We start from the raw sequence: 14,741 nt of genomic DNA on the forward strand, positions 1-14,741 counted from the left end.
TGGAGGTCTTGATGGCTCAGGCCACAGGCAGGAAGTCCAGAGTCGGAATCGTCGTCGTGGCGTACAACGCCGCCTCGACCCTTGTCGACACGCTCGACCGCATCCCCGAGGAAGTCCTGCCTCAGCTGGCAGAGATCATCATCTCCGACGACGCCAGCCACGATGACACCTTCCTCCTGGCGAGCCAGTGGGGGGCCAAGGCGAGCGCCGTGCGGACGACTGTCGTGCGCCACACCAAGAACCTCGGCTATGGCGGCAACCAGAAGGCCGCCTACCGCATCGCCATCGACCACGGGCTCGACGTCGTGGTCATGCTGCACGGCGACGGGCAGTACGCACCGGAGAGCCTCGCGGACATGCTGGCACCGTTCCAGACGGGGTCGGCGGACGCCGTCTTCGGCTCCCGCATGATGGTCCCGGGCGCGGCCAAGCTCGGCGGTATGCCGTTCTACAAGCGCATCGGCAACCGGATCCTCACCACGTTCGAGAACCGCGTCCTCGGGACGCGCCTCACCGAGTTCCACTCCGGCTACCGCGCCTACAGCACGGAACTGCTCTCGCGGATCCCCTTCGAGGCCAACAGCGACGGGTTCGACTTCGACACCCAGATCATTGCCCAGGTGGTCAACGCCGGAGGCCGGATCGTGGAGGTGCCGATCCCCACGTACTACGGCGACGAGATCTGCTACGTGAATGGCATGGAGTACGCCCGGGACGTGGTCCGGGACGTCGTGGAGTTCAAGCTCGCGACCAAGGGCTTCGGCACGCAGGAGTGGGTGCCGACCCCCGAGGAGTACGCCTTCAAGGAGGGCGACGGCTCCTCCCACGCGTCGCTGCTCGAGATGCTCCGCGACCTTCCGCCGTCGCGCATCCTCGACCTCGGATGCTCTGGCGGCCTGTTCGCGGAGCGCGCCCGGGCGGCCGGGCACCACGTCACCGGAGTCGACTACATGGAGATCCCCGGGGTGAGGGAGCGCACCGACCGGTTCTTCGTCGTCGACCTCGAGGCCGGCATCCCGGCGGAGGTCGGCGATGGCTACGACGTCGTCATCGCCGGCGACATCATCGAGCATCTCGCTCGCCCGGTCGAGGTGCTGAAGCAGATCCACCGCGTGCTGCGACCCGGAGGCCAGCTGCTGCTGTCGGTGCCCAACTTCGGGCACTGGTATCCCCGCGCTCGCGTCGTGACCGGCCTGTTCGGCTACGACCGTCGCGGGATCCTCGACAGCACCCACCTGCGCTTCTTCACGAGGTCCACCCTGCGTCGCACGGTCCGGGCAGCCGGGTTCGACATCCTCCAGGAGGACGCGACCGGGCTGCCCCTCGGAGCGATCGCCGAGGGATCCAGCACCCCGCTGAACGTCGTCCGCCGGGTCGACGCAGGGCTGGCGCGTCTCCGCCCCACCCTGTTCGGCTACCAGCACGTCATGCGACTCACCCCCCACGCGGAGGAAGCCATCTTCGCGGAGGACGTCGAGGCCCAGCAGGCGGTTTCCGTCTGACGCGTTCTCAGCATCCCGTGGCGGGTGGTTGCACCCGTCGAACCTTCGCCCGCGACCTGTGAGCCCAGGCCCGCTTGTCGCGCCCGGAGGGGATCCTGAGGAGGGCTCACCACGGGACAGTGATTCTCCACGCCAAGGCCGCTGCGCTGCCGCGCTGTCGCGCTGCCGCAGGATGTTCTCGTGCGGCTGGACACCGGGACTCGGCGGCGACGTCGAACGTGCACGTGTCGGCAACGAGGGGCGTCACGAGCGGGCTAGGTGTAGACGCGGCCATGTGAGCCCATGGACGACGGAATGCCCTCCGCCTCTCCTGGCAGCTCCCTTCCCAGTGGCGTAGGCATTCACCGCGAGGTGAGGCCGCCCCGACAAAGGCGTGGGTCTGCTGGTACGTCAGGCCTGGTCTGGCTGTACGTCTCGCAGCAGGACCGTGGTGGTGTGTTTGATGTGGCTTTGCAGCGCTTCGGCGGCGGCCGCCTCGTCCCGATCGAGAACTGCCTTGAGCATGGCCCGATGTTCGGCCGGAATGTCGCGGTTGTAGTCGTGTGTCAGCGCATGCGACCAGCGCCGGTAGAGCTCCGAGCCGTCTCGGAGCTGGGCGGCGATGCCGATCAGGCGGTGGCTGTTGCAGCCCGCGAGGAGCGCGTTGTGGAAGTTCGCATGGGCCTCGGCCCATTCCTCGGTGAACCGGTCGGGGTCGTCGGGGTCGAACTGCCGAGTGCGTTCCAAGGTGTGATGGGCCGCCAGGACCTGCCCCTCCCAGCCGACGTCGCCGCGCTGCACTGCATATCGAATGGCAAGGACCTCGATGTCCAGTCGCACGTTCGTCAGGTCTTCGAGGTCTTCGATCGACAGGGGCGCAACCCGAAAGCCGGTCTGCGGCACCCAGACGACGAGCTCTTGCTCGGCTAGCCGGGTCAGAGCCTCGCGCATGACGCTGGTGCTGACTGCATGCTCCTTCGCGAGCTCGGCTGGGCGGAGCCTGACCCCGGGCGCGAGGTGACCCGCGAGGATGTCTGAGCGCACGCGCGCGAAGATCTCGCCGTTGAGGGTTTTGGCGACGCGCGGTTGCATGTCAGGGATCTTAGATGTCATGGCATGCCCCCATGTGCTGCAAACGTGGAGTGTAGGTCTTCGCGAGTCGTCCCGTTCGCAATAAGCAGGAGGAGGAGGAGGCGCGCCTGGCGCGAGGTGAGCCACCCCGCCGGTATCGCTCCTCGGGCGATGAGGTCGCGCTCCGATCCTGGGAAGCCATAGGTTTCCTCGAAGACTGGGCCTCGACCGGTTCGGCTCGCGAACACCACAGGCACCCTGTTCACCGCGATGGCCCGGGCCGCTTCCTCATGCAGGTGTCCTGCTCCGAAGCCGGCAAGCACGACTCCGTCCGCCGCGCCGGTCTGGAGCACCAGCCGCAGCATGTCCCCCCGGTCGCCGAGCGTGGACTCCAGCACGGGGACGAGATGTCCCACGGCGGGCGGTCTGGGAAGGGGTGGTAGCCGCGTCGGACGGTTGGTCACCGTGAGACGACCCTCGTGGAGCCGGCCGAGCAGACCGAACGGCCCAGAGGAGAATGCACCGAGCGAGGAGGTATCGCCCTTGGTGACCCGCCTTGCCGCGTGGATCTCGTCGTTGATCACGACCGTGACGCCCAGCCCCCGACAGCCGGGGTATGCCGCGGCGGCTACAGCCGCGTAGAGGTTCGTCGGCCCATCGGCGGACAGCTGTGCAGGGTGCCGCATTGCCCCGGTCAGGACGAGTGGCTCGTCGTGGGCCCACAGGAGGTCCAGTAGGTAGGCGACCTCCTCCAGGGTGTCTGTGCCCTGGACGACCACAACCCCAGCCGCGCCTTCGGCGACCCGCGCATTCGCCCAGTCCAGGACCGACAGCACGTCGGCCACATCCAGGCAGGCACCAGGCTTCTTGAGCAGGGTTTCGACGTGGAGTTCGGCCACCGCAACCAAGCCCGGGACCACGGCGAGCAGATCGCTGGCTTCAGCGGTGGGGATGACCCCCGCCCCCGGTGCCGACGGCGCCATGGTGATGGTGCCCCCTAGCGTGGCCACACTGACTCTGGGCAGGCGCGCGCTCATGGGGAGTTCGACCCGATCGACGGCCCTGCCTCCACGGCGAGGTCGGCCCGGCACTGTTGTTCCCATGCATCGATCTCCCTGCACCGCTCGAGCACGCTGACGGCGTCAGCGACGGGCACGACGACCACCCCGTCGCCGTCAGCAACGACCAGGTCGCCGGAGGTGCAGACGACACCCCCGGCAGCGATGGGAAAGCCGACCTCGCCGGTGCCATCCTTGAGCGGTCCCGAGGCACATGCGCCACGAGCAAAGGCCGGAAATCGGAGTGCCGACAGGGCCTGCGCGTCACGGATGGCACCGTCGACCACGATCCCGGACACCCCACGGACCTGGCAGGCGAGGGCCATGAGCTCCCCGAACACAGCATGCGTCATTGAGCCTTGGGCGTTGACGACGAGCACGTCTCCCCGCTCGGCGAGAGCGATCGCCTCATGGATGCGGGCGTTGTCACCGGCGCGAACCCACACGGTCAGTGCGGGACCGGCGACGCGGGCCCCCCTCCAGACGGCCCGAATGCCCCCGTCCATGGCGCCGAGGCGGTGCATGGCGTCGCTGATGACGCCCGTGGAGTACTCCTCGAACCCGGTGACGGTCTGAGGCTCGGGGCGCGCCCAGGACTGGCGCAGGCGCGCACCGGGCGTTCCGGGACGGCGTCGGTGCACCTCGTGTGGCACGGCGGCCAGACCGGCTTGGGCGTCAGGCGGCGGTCCGTTGTTCGCCACCGGGTGGGCGGTCACGGCGAGCCGACGGCCGACCCGGCGGCGCCTCCACCGAGGAAGGAGGCGACGAAGTCTGGACTGGTGGCCAGCTCGGTCGGGCTCCCCTCCATCCGCAGGCGTCCCCCGGCCAGCACGTAGGTGTGGTCGGAGATCTCCAGGACGGCCTTGGCGCGCTGCTCGACGATCAGTACCGACGCCCCGGCGACCGCCAGCTGCCGGACGTGTTCGTGAAGCAGTTCCATGGCGATGAGCGGGGCGAGGTTCGCGGTCGGCTCATCGAGGACGAACAAGGATGGTTGCAGCATCAGCACTCGGCCCATGGCGAGCATCTTGCGTTCGCCGCCGCTCAGCTGGGCAGCTCTGCGCGTCATCATGGTGCCGAGCTTGGGGAAGTAGGTGACAACCCGTTCGATGCGCCCGGCTACCTCCCTCTGAGGAAGGAGGTAGCCGCCCATCTCAAGGTTTTCCTTGACGGACAACGGCCCGAAGACGTCGTCGATCTGAGGGACGTAGCCGACGCCGGTCCTGGCGATGTCCTCAGGCGGCGTGTTGGCGATGTCAACGCCGTCGAGCAGCACCGAACCGGACAGCACTTTCACGACGCCGACGATGCTCTTGAGCAGCGTGGACTTGCCGCTGCCGTTGGGACCCACGATGGAGACCACCTGGCCGGGTTCGACGTTGACGGACACTCCATGGACGACAGGCCGCCCGTTGTATCCGGCGGTCAACTCGCGAGTGCTCAGGGCTGCCCCGGTGGCCTCCGGACGGATCTTCGCAGAGCTGCTCAGGTCAGCCGACAAGGTAGGCCTCCACAACCTCGGAGCGAGCGCGCAGCTGGCTCATCGTCCCCTCGGCGAGGACGGCGCCCTCGGCCATCACGACCACGGGATCGCAGAACTCGTCCATGATGGACAGCTCGTGCTCGACCATCATGATCGTCATCCCTTCGTTGCACAGCCCGACCAGCTGATGGCCCATCTCGCGGGCGAGGTGGGGGTGGACTCCGGCCATCGGCTCGTCGAGCAACAGGACTGTCGGGCGAGTCATGAGGGCCCGCATGATCTCGACCAGGCGGCGCTGGCCGCCGCTGAGGTCGCCGGCGTAGTGGTTGGCGTACTGGGTCAGACCGAAGCGCTCCAGCATGGCGACCGCGTCCTCGGTGGCGCGCTCCTCCTCGGCGCCCCAGTAACGGCGCCCGAGGATCGCACCACGCATGGTGTCACCTCTCTCGGATGGGACCGCGCTGAGCAGGTTCTCCAGGACGGTGAGCTTCTTGAACTCGCTGGCGAGCTGAAACGTGCGCACGAGCCCGCCCCGGGCACGCTTGTATGCCGGCATGCCGGTGATGTCCTCGCCCAGATACCTGATGGTGCCTTCGCTGACGGGCAGCGTGCCGGCGAGCATGGCCAACGTGGTGCTCTTCCCGGCTCCGTTCGGGCCGATGAGACCGGTCAGGCGGCCGCGCTGAAGTGCGAAGCTGACCCCGGCCACCGCGGGTACGCCGTGGAAGCTCCGTGCGACATCGACGGCCTCCAGCACTGGCGCTTGGGGCTCGGGCGTGGGGGCGGCTGAGTCGGGTGCGTCGTCGGTCTGGTGCCGGGGCGCGGTGGGGCGGTCCGTGAGGATGGACCGTGTGGAGGTGCCTGGCAGGCTCCACGCATCATTGCCGCCGGCTCCAGCCGGTACTGGTGGCGCCGTATCCGGCAGTCCGAAACGGAGGTTGACCCGACGCTTCTCGCGCAGCACTCCTTCTGGCCGGAACCAGATGAACAGGGTGATGAGCAGGCCGATTGCGACCCACTGCAGCGCCGGGATCAGGCCCGGGGACCCGAACGGCGGGATGAACCGACTGGCCTCCTCAAAGCCCAAGGGCACCAGGATCGCTCCCAGGATCGCGCCCTTGTGGTTACCCGCACCCCCGATGATCACGGCGGCGAACAACACGACCGTCTCGGCATACCCCCAGCCCGAGGGGGCCCAGAGGTTGATGAACCCGACGAGGACCGCGCCACTCAGTCCGGCAATGGCGCCGCCCAGCACGAGCATCGACAAGCGAAGGGAGGTGAGGTTCTTGCCGAGGGAGTCGGCGACCACGTCGTTGTCGCGCATCGCCCGCAGCGTTCGACCGTAGGGGGACTCGGTGAGGCGGTGTAGGACATAGAACACGGCCCCGGCGAGCGCGACCGCCGCCAGCGAGTAGGCCCACTGGTAGCTCGCCGACTGCGGGTCGAAGCTCGACTGCAGCGGTGCCGGGACCAGGGACAGCCCGGCGCTGCCGTTGAGGAACGGGCGGTAGTTGGTGACCAGCAGGTTCGCCATGACAGCGGTGACGAGCAGTCCGACCGCGGCGAAGTCTCCGCGCAGGCGTCGGCCGACCAGGAAGGTGAACGGCAACGCCAGAAGGCCTCCAACGATGGCCGCGCCGATCCAGGGCAGAGGGAATGGCAGGTTCAGCCCGCCCACGTAGGTCTGGAAGCCGCCGTTGGCTGAGTCGCCGGGCATTGAAAGGACAGCGGCTGCATAGGCGCCCGCGGCCTGGAAGATGATGAAGCCGAAGTTGGTGACGCCGGCGACGCCGAACTGCATGCTGAGGCCGAGACAGGCCAGGGCGTCGACACCGCCATAGACGAGCAGCGTGGTCAGGTAGAACAACATCCCGTTGGATCCCATGAGGTTCCTTTCCTACGTTCGTTCGCCAAGAAGGCCAGTCGGGCGGACGGCGAGCATGCCCAGCAGGAGCACGAAGGCGATGACGTCCTTGTAGGCGGGGGTGACGTACGCGGCACCCATCTCGGTGCTCAGGCCGATCAGGACAGCGCCGATCATCGCTCCGTAGGCTTTGCCGGGGCCGCCGACGAAGACCGCCGCCAGGATGAGCACGAGGAACAAGTCGGTGCTGGTGGCGCCGAAGCTCCCAGCATCGATCGCGAAGACGCCCCCGGCGATGCCACACAAGGCACCGGAGATGGCCCAGGTCAGGGTCACCACCCGGTCCGTGCGGATGCCCGAGTTCCGGGCTAGCGAGGGATTGGCCGCCGTGGCGCGCATCGCCTTGCCCAGTCGGCTGCGGCTGAGCAGGAGGTGAACGGCCACCATGATGACCACCGCGAGCGCCAGAATGACGAGCTGCGTCGCTGAGAGGCGCAGACCGCCCAGGTCGATGCCGGGCCCCTGGTTGAGCCGGTACGAGACGTTGTCTGCGCCGACCAGGGCCTGGAGGCCGAACTCAAGGATCAGTGTCATGCCCAATGCGACGATCACGAGGGCAATCGGTGAGGTGCCACGTCGCTTGAACGGCGTGTACACCCCGCGGTTGAGGCCCAGCGACACGATGGCGCCCGCCACGGCTGCGGCCACCACACCGACCCAGATGGATATGCCGGCCTGGTTGATCGCGTAGGCGACGTAGGCGCTGAGGATCATGACGGCGCCGTAGGCGAGGTTCAGCACGTCGGTGACGGCGAACTGGAGGGTGAACCCCACGGCGGCGATCGCGAGGACCGCCGCCGTGACCAACCCGAAGCCGAACGACGCCAGGAGAAGGCTCACCCGAAGGCCCGAATCTGGTCGGAGGTCAGGTGCCCGACGACCGAGACGTTGCCCGTCGCGTCGTACTTGTCGACCTCGAACAGGCCGGTGGAGTCGTGGTAGCTGTCGAACTTCGTAGGACCACCGGGGCCGGTGTAGTGGACCTTCTTGCCGGCCTTCAGGGCCGCGACACCGTCTGCGAACGAGTGCACCTCGACAGCGCCCGGGGTGCCGTTGCCGATCGACTCGATGAACGGACGGTAGGCCTGCGGGGTGGTGCTCTTCGCGGCGACCATGGCCAGCGCTGCGAGGTTGATCCCGTCATACAGGTGCACTGCGCCGGGGGCGGTCAGGTAGGTGTCGAAGTTACCGGTGTTGCCGGCCTTTGACTTCTGCGACTCCAACGCTGCCTTGAACGTCTGGTATGCCGGGCCACTCGTGTCGATCGCCGTGTTATCGGCGATGAAGTTCGCGGCCAGGTCCTCGGCGCCGATGGCCGCCGATACCGCCTTGAACCACGAGGGGTCGATGCAGGCGGACGTGCCGACGACCGGGATGGACTTGCCACCGTTGAGCTGCTTGACCTCAGAGAGGAAGCTGGCAGCCGCCGGCCCGAGCGCTTCGGTGAAGATCGCATCGGGGTGCGAGGCGACGATCTTGCTCGCCTCGGTGCGGAAGGTGCTGGCCTTCAGATCGAGCGTCTCATTCTCAGTCAACGCGATCCCGGCCTTGGCCAGCGCAGAGATCGCGGGCTTGACGAATGTCTGGGAGCCGATGTCGTTGCCGAAGGCGAGCGCGACCTTCTTGTACCCCTTCTGCTGGGCGATGGCCACGAGGGCGTACGACTCTGCCAGGTCAGGTGCCACGAGCCGGTAGAAGTACTCGAAGTGCGTGCTGTCGAACTCCGACTCTCCCGTCATCCCGAACATGACCATCTTGTTGGCGTTGATCACCGGAACCACCGATGCGGCTTCATCCGAGGTCAGACCGATGACCAGGCCCAGATCCGAGGTAGAGGCGAACATCTGGCGGACCGCAGGGACGGCGTCGGCCGGGTCGCCTCTGGTGTCGACGGCCTTGCAGTTCACCGTCTTGCCGAGCACTCCCCCGGCATTCTTGATGGCTTGTGCAGCACCCAGGCACGACGCGTAGTAGATCGGCCCGAGAGCCGCATCCGCGCCTGTGAAGGGCGCCACGTCCGCGATCGTGATGGTGCCGCCCCCGGAGGACCCAGCCGAGCCGCTCGAGCCAGAGCCCCCACAACCCGCGGCGGCAAGCCCGGCCACGAGACACGCGGCCAGAGCCTTGGCCGGGCGAGTAGCCCTCTCCGAAACGGTCCGCCCACCCCCGGGGGAGGTCGAGCTCGGTCCTTCTGAACCAGCCATGGTGGTGCCTTTCCTTTTGGCGGATGGAACAAGGGGTAGCTGCAACGACTGAACGTGCGATCGGCGAGTCACAAGATGCCCGTGGCGGTCGCGCTCGGGAGCCAGGGCCATCCGGCCGGAGCGGGCTCGTCCTCCACCACCTTGTTGCGGATGGTGCCGACGCCCTCGACCGTCACCTCGATGACGTCACCGGGGGTGAGCCACACCGGAGGCGTCCGTGCGAACCCCACACCGCCGGGGGTCCCGGTGGCGATGACGTCCCCCGGGAGAAGTTTGGTGAAGGAGCTGAAGAACTCAATGCACCGGGCGACGTCCACGATCATCTGGGAGGTCCGCGCGGACTGCATCACTGCGCCGTTGAGGGTCGTCGTGATGGCCAGGTCATCTACGGAGACCTCGTCGGCGGTCACGACCTCGGGTCCGATCGGCATCGAGGCGTCGAAGTTCTTGCCCGGGGTCCACTGGGTGGCCGCCCGCTGCCATTCCCGCGCCGAGCCGTCGTTGAGAACGGTGAAGCCGGCGATGGCATCCATCGCCTTCTCCCTCGGGATGTAGCGACCGCCCGATCCGATCACAATCGCGAGCTCACCTTCGTAGTCGAACCCCGAGCTCAGCGCCGGACGTGCCAGATCGGCATACGGCGCAAGCACGCTCGACGCGCTGCGCATGAAGGACTCGGGCCAGGTGGGGTTGGCGTCCCTGCCCCCCTCGACCGCATGTGCGGAGTAGTTGACTCCCACACACATGACGCGGTTGGGCCGCGGGACCGCTGCGTCCAGGTCTGTCTCGTCGTACTCGCGGCCTTCGCGCGAGGTCAGCCCTGCCGCGACGTCGAGAGCAGCCACCCCCCCGGCGAGCAAGCCGTTCAGCGTGGCCAGCTCCGGACGCCCTGATTCGCTGGCTACGTCGACGTAACCCGATCGCCCCCGGACATGGAGACGGGACCCCTCACTGGTGCGGATGGTTGCAAGTCTCACGCGTTGCCTCATCTCCCGATAGCAGTCACCATTGATTGCCAAGCGAAAGCCAGAGTGTTCCTAAAATTGCAGGCCGTCAAGAGATTGTCAGATATTTCTACAATGCACTGACAGCAGACATGGATGGCGTCGCGCGTTCCATCGCCAACCGGGTGGTCCCGAGGGACCCCCCCGGGTACACAACGGTCCAACGACCCCTCCTGAAGTGACCGACTCGCGGACCCTGTCCGATCCAGTTCGGCGCTGCGACACGCGACCTCACCGGTGATGGCCGCCGGCAGGGGTCAAGCCGGCAGCCGGTAGGACGGCCGGGCTGTTCGCCGAAGCTGGCCTACCCGTCGGTTCCTGGCTCCGTACCGACCGTCCGACGGTCGCGGGAACGTGTGGCGATGAGGTAGGCCGTTGCGCTGGTGAAGATGACCAGGCTGGTCCAGTCGTTGAGGCGAAGGCCGAGGACGTGGTTGGCGGTGTCGATGCGTAGGTACTCGATCCACGCCCGGCCGACGGTGTAAGCGGCGACGTAGAGCACGAACGCGCGTCCACGGGTCAAGGTGAACCGGCGGTCCGCCCAGAGGACCAGCCCGGCGACGGCGAGGCACCACAGGGACTCGTACAGGAAGGTCGGCTGGAAGGTGGCGTACTGCTGGTACCCGGCTGGCCGGTGCGCAATGTCGATGCGCAGGCCCCAGGGAAGGGTGGTCGGGGCGCCGAACAGCTCCTGGTTGAACCAGTTGCCCCACCGGCCGAACGCCTGCGCGACAGGGATCGCAGGGGCCACAGCGTCGGCGAACATCGCCAATGAGACTCCCGCGCGCCGCGCGCCGATCCAGGCGCCCAGGGCTCCCAGGGCGACAGCGCCCCAGATGCCGAGGCCGCCCTGCCAGATCTTCAGGGCGTTCCAGGGGTCGCGGCCGGGCAGGAAGTACAGCTCTGGGTCGGTCACCACGTGGTAGAGCCGGCCGCCGACGATGCCGAAAGGGACCGCCCAGCCGGCGATGTCCAGCACCACGCCAGGTGGGCCGCCGCGGGCGCGCCAGCGCCGGTCAGTGATGACCACAGCCACCACGATTCCGGCCAGGATGCACAGGGCGTAGGCGCGGATGGGAAGCGGGCCGAGGTGCCAGACCCCTTGGGATGGGCTGGGGATGCTCAGCGGCAGATGCGCATGGGCCAGCCCCGGGTATGGGGCGAGAGCCGGGGTGGTCATCAGCGCAGCCAGCCTGCGAGAGCAACCGCGCACAGCGACGTGCCGGCAATGCAGGCCGTCACCGTGTCCAAGTCACGGGCCGTCGTGGCAGAGGGCTCGCCTCCGCCCGCGGCGCGGTTGCGGTCGAGGCGAGTGTTCGCCAGGGCCAGGAGGTTGAACACGGTTGCGGCGAGGGTGAGCGTGGCATGGATGTGCAGCCTGGGGAGCATCAGAAGGGTGACCAAGGCCTGCCCGATGACGACGTGCCGCCACCCCCGAGCCAGCAGGCGTGCCTCTATGGAATGGTCAGCTGGTCGTGCGCCCACGGGGTTTCTCTTCCTCGTTGTCGATGTGGTCGGTGTGCTCGTCCAGCAGGGCCACGAGCCGGTTCAGCACGGGTATCGACCGGTGGATGACCTGTTGCTCATGTGAGGTCAGGGCGGCGAGGGCGCTCGCCAGCGAGGTGGTGTTGGTCTGCCGCCAGAGGGACACCTCAGCCGCCCCGGCCGGCGTCAGGGAGTAGGCCACGGCTCGCTTGTCGGCGGCGTTGGATGCCCGGTGGAGCATGCCTGAGGCGGCCAGCGAGTTGGCCAACGTGCTGATGGAGTTCGGCGCCAGACGCAGCACCTGGGCCAGCTCCCCGGGGCGGGATCCGGGGCGTTCGTCGATGACGCTGAGCAGCTCCAGCTGGGCCACGCTCAGGCTCATCGTCGGCTGGGCGACTCGGGCGGCCCTTCGCATCGCGCGGCGCAACCGGGCCACCAAGTCGGCGAAGGACGAGGACAGATCCGTGGCGGGCGTGGTCATGGGGCCCAGATTCCCATGCCTGGACGACGGACCGGTCCGGCGGTGAACACCATCACCACGCAAGCCGCCGCAAGGGCCGCCATGACCAGCGGCGGGCTGGCCCAGCCATGGCCGAGGCCGACCCGCACTCCGAGCGCCGTCAAGGCCACTCCCAGTGAGGTACCCAGGGCTCGGGCAACGTTGATCATGCCGCCGGTGACGGCCGAGTCGGACTCGGGCACCGAGGTCATGACCAGGGCGTTGTTGGCCGGGAGCACCACGCCCAGGCTGGCGCCACTGACCAGCAGCAGCCCTGCCACGACCAGTGGCGAAGCCCACCCCAGGCACTGCAGCGCCGCGCTGACCGCGGCCGCTGCGGCACCGACCCGAACCCGGACAGGGTTGCTGACGGTGTGGCCCACGCGCGTGCCAAGCAGAGCGGCCAGAGCGAAGCCTGCGGGAAGGCAGCTCAAGACCAGCCCGGCTCGTCCGGTCGGCAGGTTCCACTGGCGGAAGACCTGTGGATAGAGCACCAGCGGCGCGAACAGCGCCAGGTAGCCCAGCAGCGCCCCGCCCAGACCACCGGCGATGCCAGCGGCGCGCAGACGCGCAGGAGAGATCAGGGGCGCCACCGCCCGTCCCTCGACGCGCCAGAAGCTGACGCCGGCGACCACCGCCACCGCGGCGACCACCGCCACCAGCGGCCACCTCGGGGCGGGGTCAGCCAGCTGGGCCAGCGTCCACAACGTCAGCAGAGTGCTCGCGCCCAACAATGCGGCTCCGGCGATATCCCCCGTGCCGTGCTCCTTCAGGTCTTGACTGCGCGGCAACAGCACCAACCCTGTCGCAATGGCAATCACCCCGACCGGAACGTTGACCCAGAAGACCGAGCGCCACCCGAACTGGCCCACCAGCAGGCCGCCTATCGCGGGTCCGGCGGCCAGGCCCAGCGCCTGCGCAGCAGCCTGAACGCCCAGGGCCGTGCGCGCCTTCCTGGCGCCGACACTGTGCACCACGAGCGCCACGCTGTTGGCCTGCAACAACGCCGCGCCCAGGGCCTGCACCGCGCGTGCGACCACCAACCAGCCCAGGCTCGGCGCCAACCCACACCCCGCGGAGGCCAGCGTGAACAGGCCGAACCCATACACGTACAGCAGCTTCCGGCCGTGCGCATCAGACCAGCGCCCCACCGGCACCAGCATCACAGCGAGGACGCCCAGGTAGGCCAGCGACACCCACTGCACCCCCGCCAACGCAGTGTGGAACTCGAGCTGCATGCGCGGGAACGCCAAGGTGACGATGCTGGCGTCGAGCTGGCCCATGAAGGCACCCACACACACCGCCAACACCGCGGCCCACGGCGCCTGCGGATGCTCACGTACCCACGCCGGCCGCGCCAGCTCCCTTCGCCAGCGGCCCCGAGCGACCTGCGTCTTCGGCATAGGACTCACTCTGTCACAGACAGATCAAAGCATGTCAACCTGGCTTCGACGGCGAAGGCCGAGGTGGGCCCCCCTTCTTCGACCGCTTGACGCTGCGGTGCGCGAGGGCGTCGAACGGTGGGCCGACGAGGAGGCCGCCGCCGCCGCGGGCGACCGCCACACGGCCGCGCGGGCGCTAGCCCGGACGAGCCTCGCGCAACATCACGCCAGGTCCGCCCACGGCAGGCTCAACCGCGCATTGCGCATGGCGCACTCGATGATCCTGCTCAGAACCCAGGCCCTGCCCTCCCGCGCACCCCGGCCCCACCGACCCCTCCTCGTTGGGGTAGCCCTACTGGCGTTGACGGCAGCCTTCGGCGCGGTACTGGCCGGACACGAGGCCCAGCCGGTTGGAGGTGGCGCAAGCCGCCTTCCAGCGCAAGCGCTGGACGCTCGACCAGTGATCGCGGACCAGGACTGATCTCGGCGTCCAGCGCCGTCGGCCCGGTCCACCGCCTCTTGAGCTCCGCCAACGCGCCGATCGTCTCGCTGCTGCGGCGTCTGGAGTTTGATGGCGGCTACGGTCGTTGCGCCGACGGCCGGCCGATCACGGATCACGGTACCTACTCTGGCGGTGCCGGTCCGCTACTACTTTCTGTTCGCCATCAGACTGCCCAACTGATCAGGATCATGACCTCGCGTTCACCTTGTCCTCGAGTCCTCCCGCGAGGCCACAGCCAGCGCCCTATACCGACCGGGCCGCTCGACTTGGTCGGCTCAGGCGAGGGTGAGGAAGAGCTTTTCCATGGTGGCCTGGTCCTCGGGGCTGATGCCTTCTGGTGAGGTGAGGCATTCGCGCATGCCGGAGGAGACGATGGCGAAGCCCGCGCGGTCGAGGGCGCGGTTGACGGCGGCGAGCTGGGTGACGACGTCCTTGCAGTCGCGACCTTCCTCGATGAGGCGGATGACGCCGCCGAGCTGGCCCTGGGCGCGACGTAGCCGATTGATGACGGGGGTCATGTCGTTGGTGTTGAGGGTGACCATCGTGAAGCTCCCGGGCTCGGTGTGGAGGGGTTGGTGACGTGGGTCAGGCGGTGAGTGAGGCCAAGGTTGCGGTGAGGCGGTCGCGGGCGTCGGCGGCGATGTC

Annotated in this window: 14 protein-coding genes; 1 reads left to right on the top strand and 13 read right to left on the bottom strand. The window is 68.2% G+C overall.

Annotation, left to right across the window (positions count from 1 at the left end):
• Positions 1–11 precede the first annotated feature (11 nt).
• Positions 12–1,502, top strand: coding sequence for a bifunctional glycosyltransferase/class I SAM-dependent methyltransferase (locus VGN50_RS09080; RefSeq protein WP_327444427.1), 1,491 nt, complete (start codon positions 12–14; stop codon positions 1,500–1,502).
• Positions 1,503–1,892: 390 nt separating this feature from the next.
• On the opposite strand, the gene VGN50_RS09085 is transcribed toward VGN50_RS09080, so the two are convergent.
• The 13 genes from VGN50_RS09085 to VGN50_RS09145 all read right to left on the bottom strand — a co-directional run bounded on the left by VGN50_RS09085 (position 1,893) and on the right by VGN50_RS09145 (position 14,638).
• Entirely contained in the window at positions 1,893–2,573 is a 681-nt protein-coding gene (locus VGN50_RS09085) for a GntR family transcriptional regulator (protein ID WP_414694588.1), read from the bottom strand.
• A 17-nt stretch (positions 2,574–2,590) separates the two neighbouring features.
• On the bottom strand, positions 2,591–3,589 hold the full coding sequence (locus VGN50_RS09090) for an asparaginase (RefSeq protein WP_327444429.1): 999 nt from the start codon (positions 3,587–3,589) through the stop codon (positions 2,591–2,593).
• Positions 3,586–4,326 carry an RraA family protein gene (locus VGN50_RS09095; RefSeq protein ID WP_327444430.1) on the bottom strand — a complete coding sequence of 247 codons (741 nt, stop codon included), beginning with the start codon at positions 4,324–4,326 and terminating at the stop codon, positions 3,586–3,588. Before VGN50_RS09095 ends, VGN50_RS09090 begins: the two co-directional genes overlap by 4 nt.
• Positions 4,323–5,111, bottom strand: coding sequence for an ABC transporter ATP-binding protein (locus VGN50_RS09100; protein WP_327444431.1), 789 nt, complete (start codon positions 5,109–5,111; stop codon positions 4,323–4,325). The genes VGN50_RS09095 and VGN50_RS09100 overlap by 4 nt, the downstream gene beginning before the upstream one ends.
• Positions 5,101–6,981: a branched-chain amino acid ABC transporter ATP-binding protein/permease gene (locus tag VGN50_RS09105; protein WP_327444432.1), complete on the bottom strand. Its 1,881-nt coding sequence runs from the start codon at positions 6,979–6,981 to the stop codon at positions 5,101–5,103. Before VGN50_RS09105 ends, VGN50_RS09100 begins: the two co-directional genes overlap by 11 nt.
• Before the next feature lie 12 nt (positions 6,982–6,993).
• Positions 6,994–7,860 (bottom strand): branched-chain amino acid ABC transporter permease, encoded by an 867-nt coding sequence (locus VGN50_RS09110; protein ID WP_327444433.1) that lies wholly within the window; start codon positions 7,858–7,860, stop codon positions 6,994–6,996.
• Positions 7,857–9,335, bottom strand: coding sequence for an ABC transporter substrate-binding protein (locus tag VGN50_RS09115; protein WP_327444434.1), 1,479 nt, complete (start codon positions 9,333–9,335; stop codon positions 7,857–7,859). Before VGN50_RS09115 ends, VGN50_RS09110 begins: the two co-directional genes overlap by 4 nt.
• Positions 9,293–10,201, bottom strand: a complete 909-nt coding sequence (locus VGN50_RS09120) for a fumarylacetoacetate hydrolase family protein (RefSeq protein ID WP_327444435.1) — start codon at positions 10,199–10,201, stop codon at positions 9,293–9,295. Before VGN50_RS09120 ends, VGN50_RS09115 begins: the two co-directional genes overlap by 43 nt.
• Before the next feature lie 331 nt (positions 10,202–10,532).
• The gene (gene lgt / locus VGN50_RS09125; RefSeq protein ID WP_327444436.1) at positions 10,533–11,408 is read right to left on the bottom strand and encodes a prolipoprotein diacylglyceryl transferase; all 876 of its coding nucleotides are present in this window, start codon (positions 11,406–11,408) and stop codon (positions 10,533–10,535) included.
• A complete protein-coding gene (locus tag VGN50_RS09130; RefSeq protein ID WP_327444437.1) occupies positions 11,408–11,713 on the bottom strand; it encodes a hypothetical protein in 306 nt (101 codons plus the stop codon). The genes lgt and VGN50_RS09130 overlap by 1 nt, the downstream gene beginning before the upstream one ends.
• Entirely contained in the window at positions 11,694–12,194 is a 501-nt protein-coding gene (locus VGN50_RS09135; RefSeq protein WP_327444438.1) for a MarR family winged helix-turn-helix transcriptional regulator, read from the bottom strand. Before VGN50_RS09135 ends, VGN50_RS09130 begins: the two co-directional genes overlap by 20 nt.
• Positions 12,191–13,615: an MFS transporter gene (locus VGN50_RS09140; protein WP_327444439.1), complete on the bottom strand. Its 1,425-nt coding sequence runs from the start codon at positions 13,613–13,615 to the stop codon at positions 12,191–12,193. Before VGN50_RS09140 ends, VGN50_RS09135 begins: the two co-directional genes overlap by 4 nt.
• 756 nt (positions 13,616–14,371) lie before the next feature.
• Complete coding sequence (locus tag VGN50_RS09145; protein ID WP_327444442.1) at positions 14,372–14,638, bottom strand: metal-sensitive transcriptional regulator; 267 nt, start codon at positions 14,636–14,638, stop codon at positions 14,372–14,374.
• Positions 14,639–14,741: the final 103 nt, after the last annotated feature.

This window comes from Pedococcus sp. (assembly GCF_036000045.1).
GTDB lineage: Bacteria > Actinomycetota > Actinomycetes > Actinomycetales > Dermatophilaceae > Pedococcus.

What these genes read in the sequence shown, in the direction of transcription:
- VGN50_RS09085 (WP_414694588.1), bottom strand. Translation starts at nt 2,573, where the DNA reads ATGCAACCGCGCGTCGCCAAAACCCTCAACGGCGAGATCTTCGCGCGC.
- VGN50_RS09145 (WP_327444442.1), bottom strand. Translation starts at nt 14,638, where the DNA reads ATGGTCACCCTCAACACCAACGACATGACCCCCGTCATCAATCGGCTA.
- VGN50_RS09090 (WP_327444429.1), bottom strand. Translation starts at nt 3,589, where the DNA reads ATGAGCGCGCGCCTGCCCAGAGTCAGTGTGGCCACGCTAGGGGGCACC.
- VGN50_RS09080 (WP_327444427.1), top strand. Translation starts at nt 12, where the DNA reads ATGGCTCAGGCCACAGGCAGGAAGTCCAGAGTCGGAATCGTCGTCGTG.
- VGN50_RS09140 (WP_327444439.1), bottom strand. Translation starts at nt 13,615, where the DNA reads ATGCCGAAGACGCAGGTCGCTCGGGGCCGCTGGCGAAGGGAGCTGGCG.
- VGN50_RS09135 (WP_327444438.1), bottom strand. Translation starts at nt 12,194, where the DNA reads ATGACCACGCCCGCCACGGATCTGTCCTCGTCCTTCGCCGACTTGGTG.
- VGN50_RS09105 (WP_327444432.1), bottom strand. Translation starts at nt 6,981, where the DNA reads ATGGGATCCAACGGGATGTTGTTCTACCTGACCACGCTGCTCGTCTAT.
- lgt (WP_327444436.1), bottom strand. Translation starts at nt 11,408, where the DNA reads ATGACCACCCCGGCTCTCGCCCCATACCCGGGGCTGGCCCATGCGCAT.
- VGN50_RS09115 (WP_327444434.1), bottom strand. Translation starts at nt 9,335, where the DNA reads ATGGCCCTGGCTCCCGAGCGCGACCGCCACGGGCATCTTGTGACTCGC.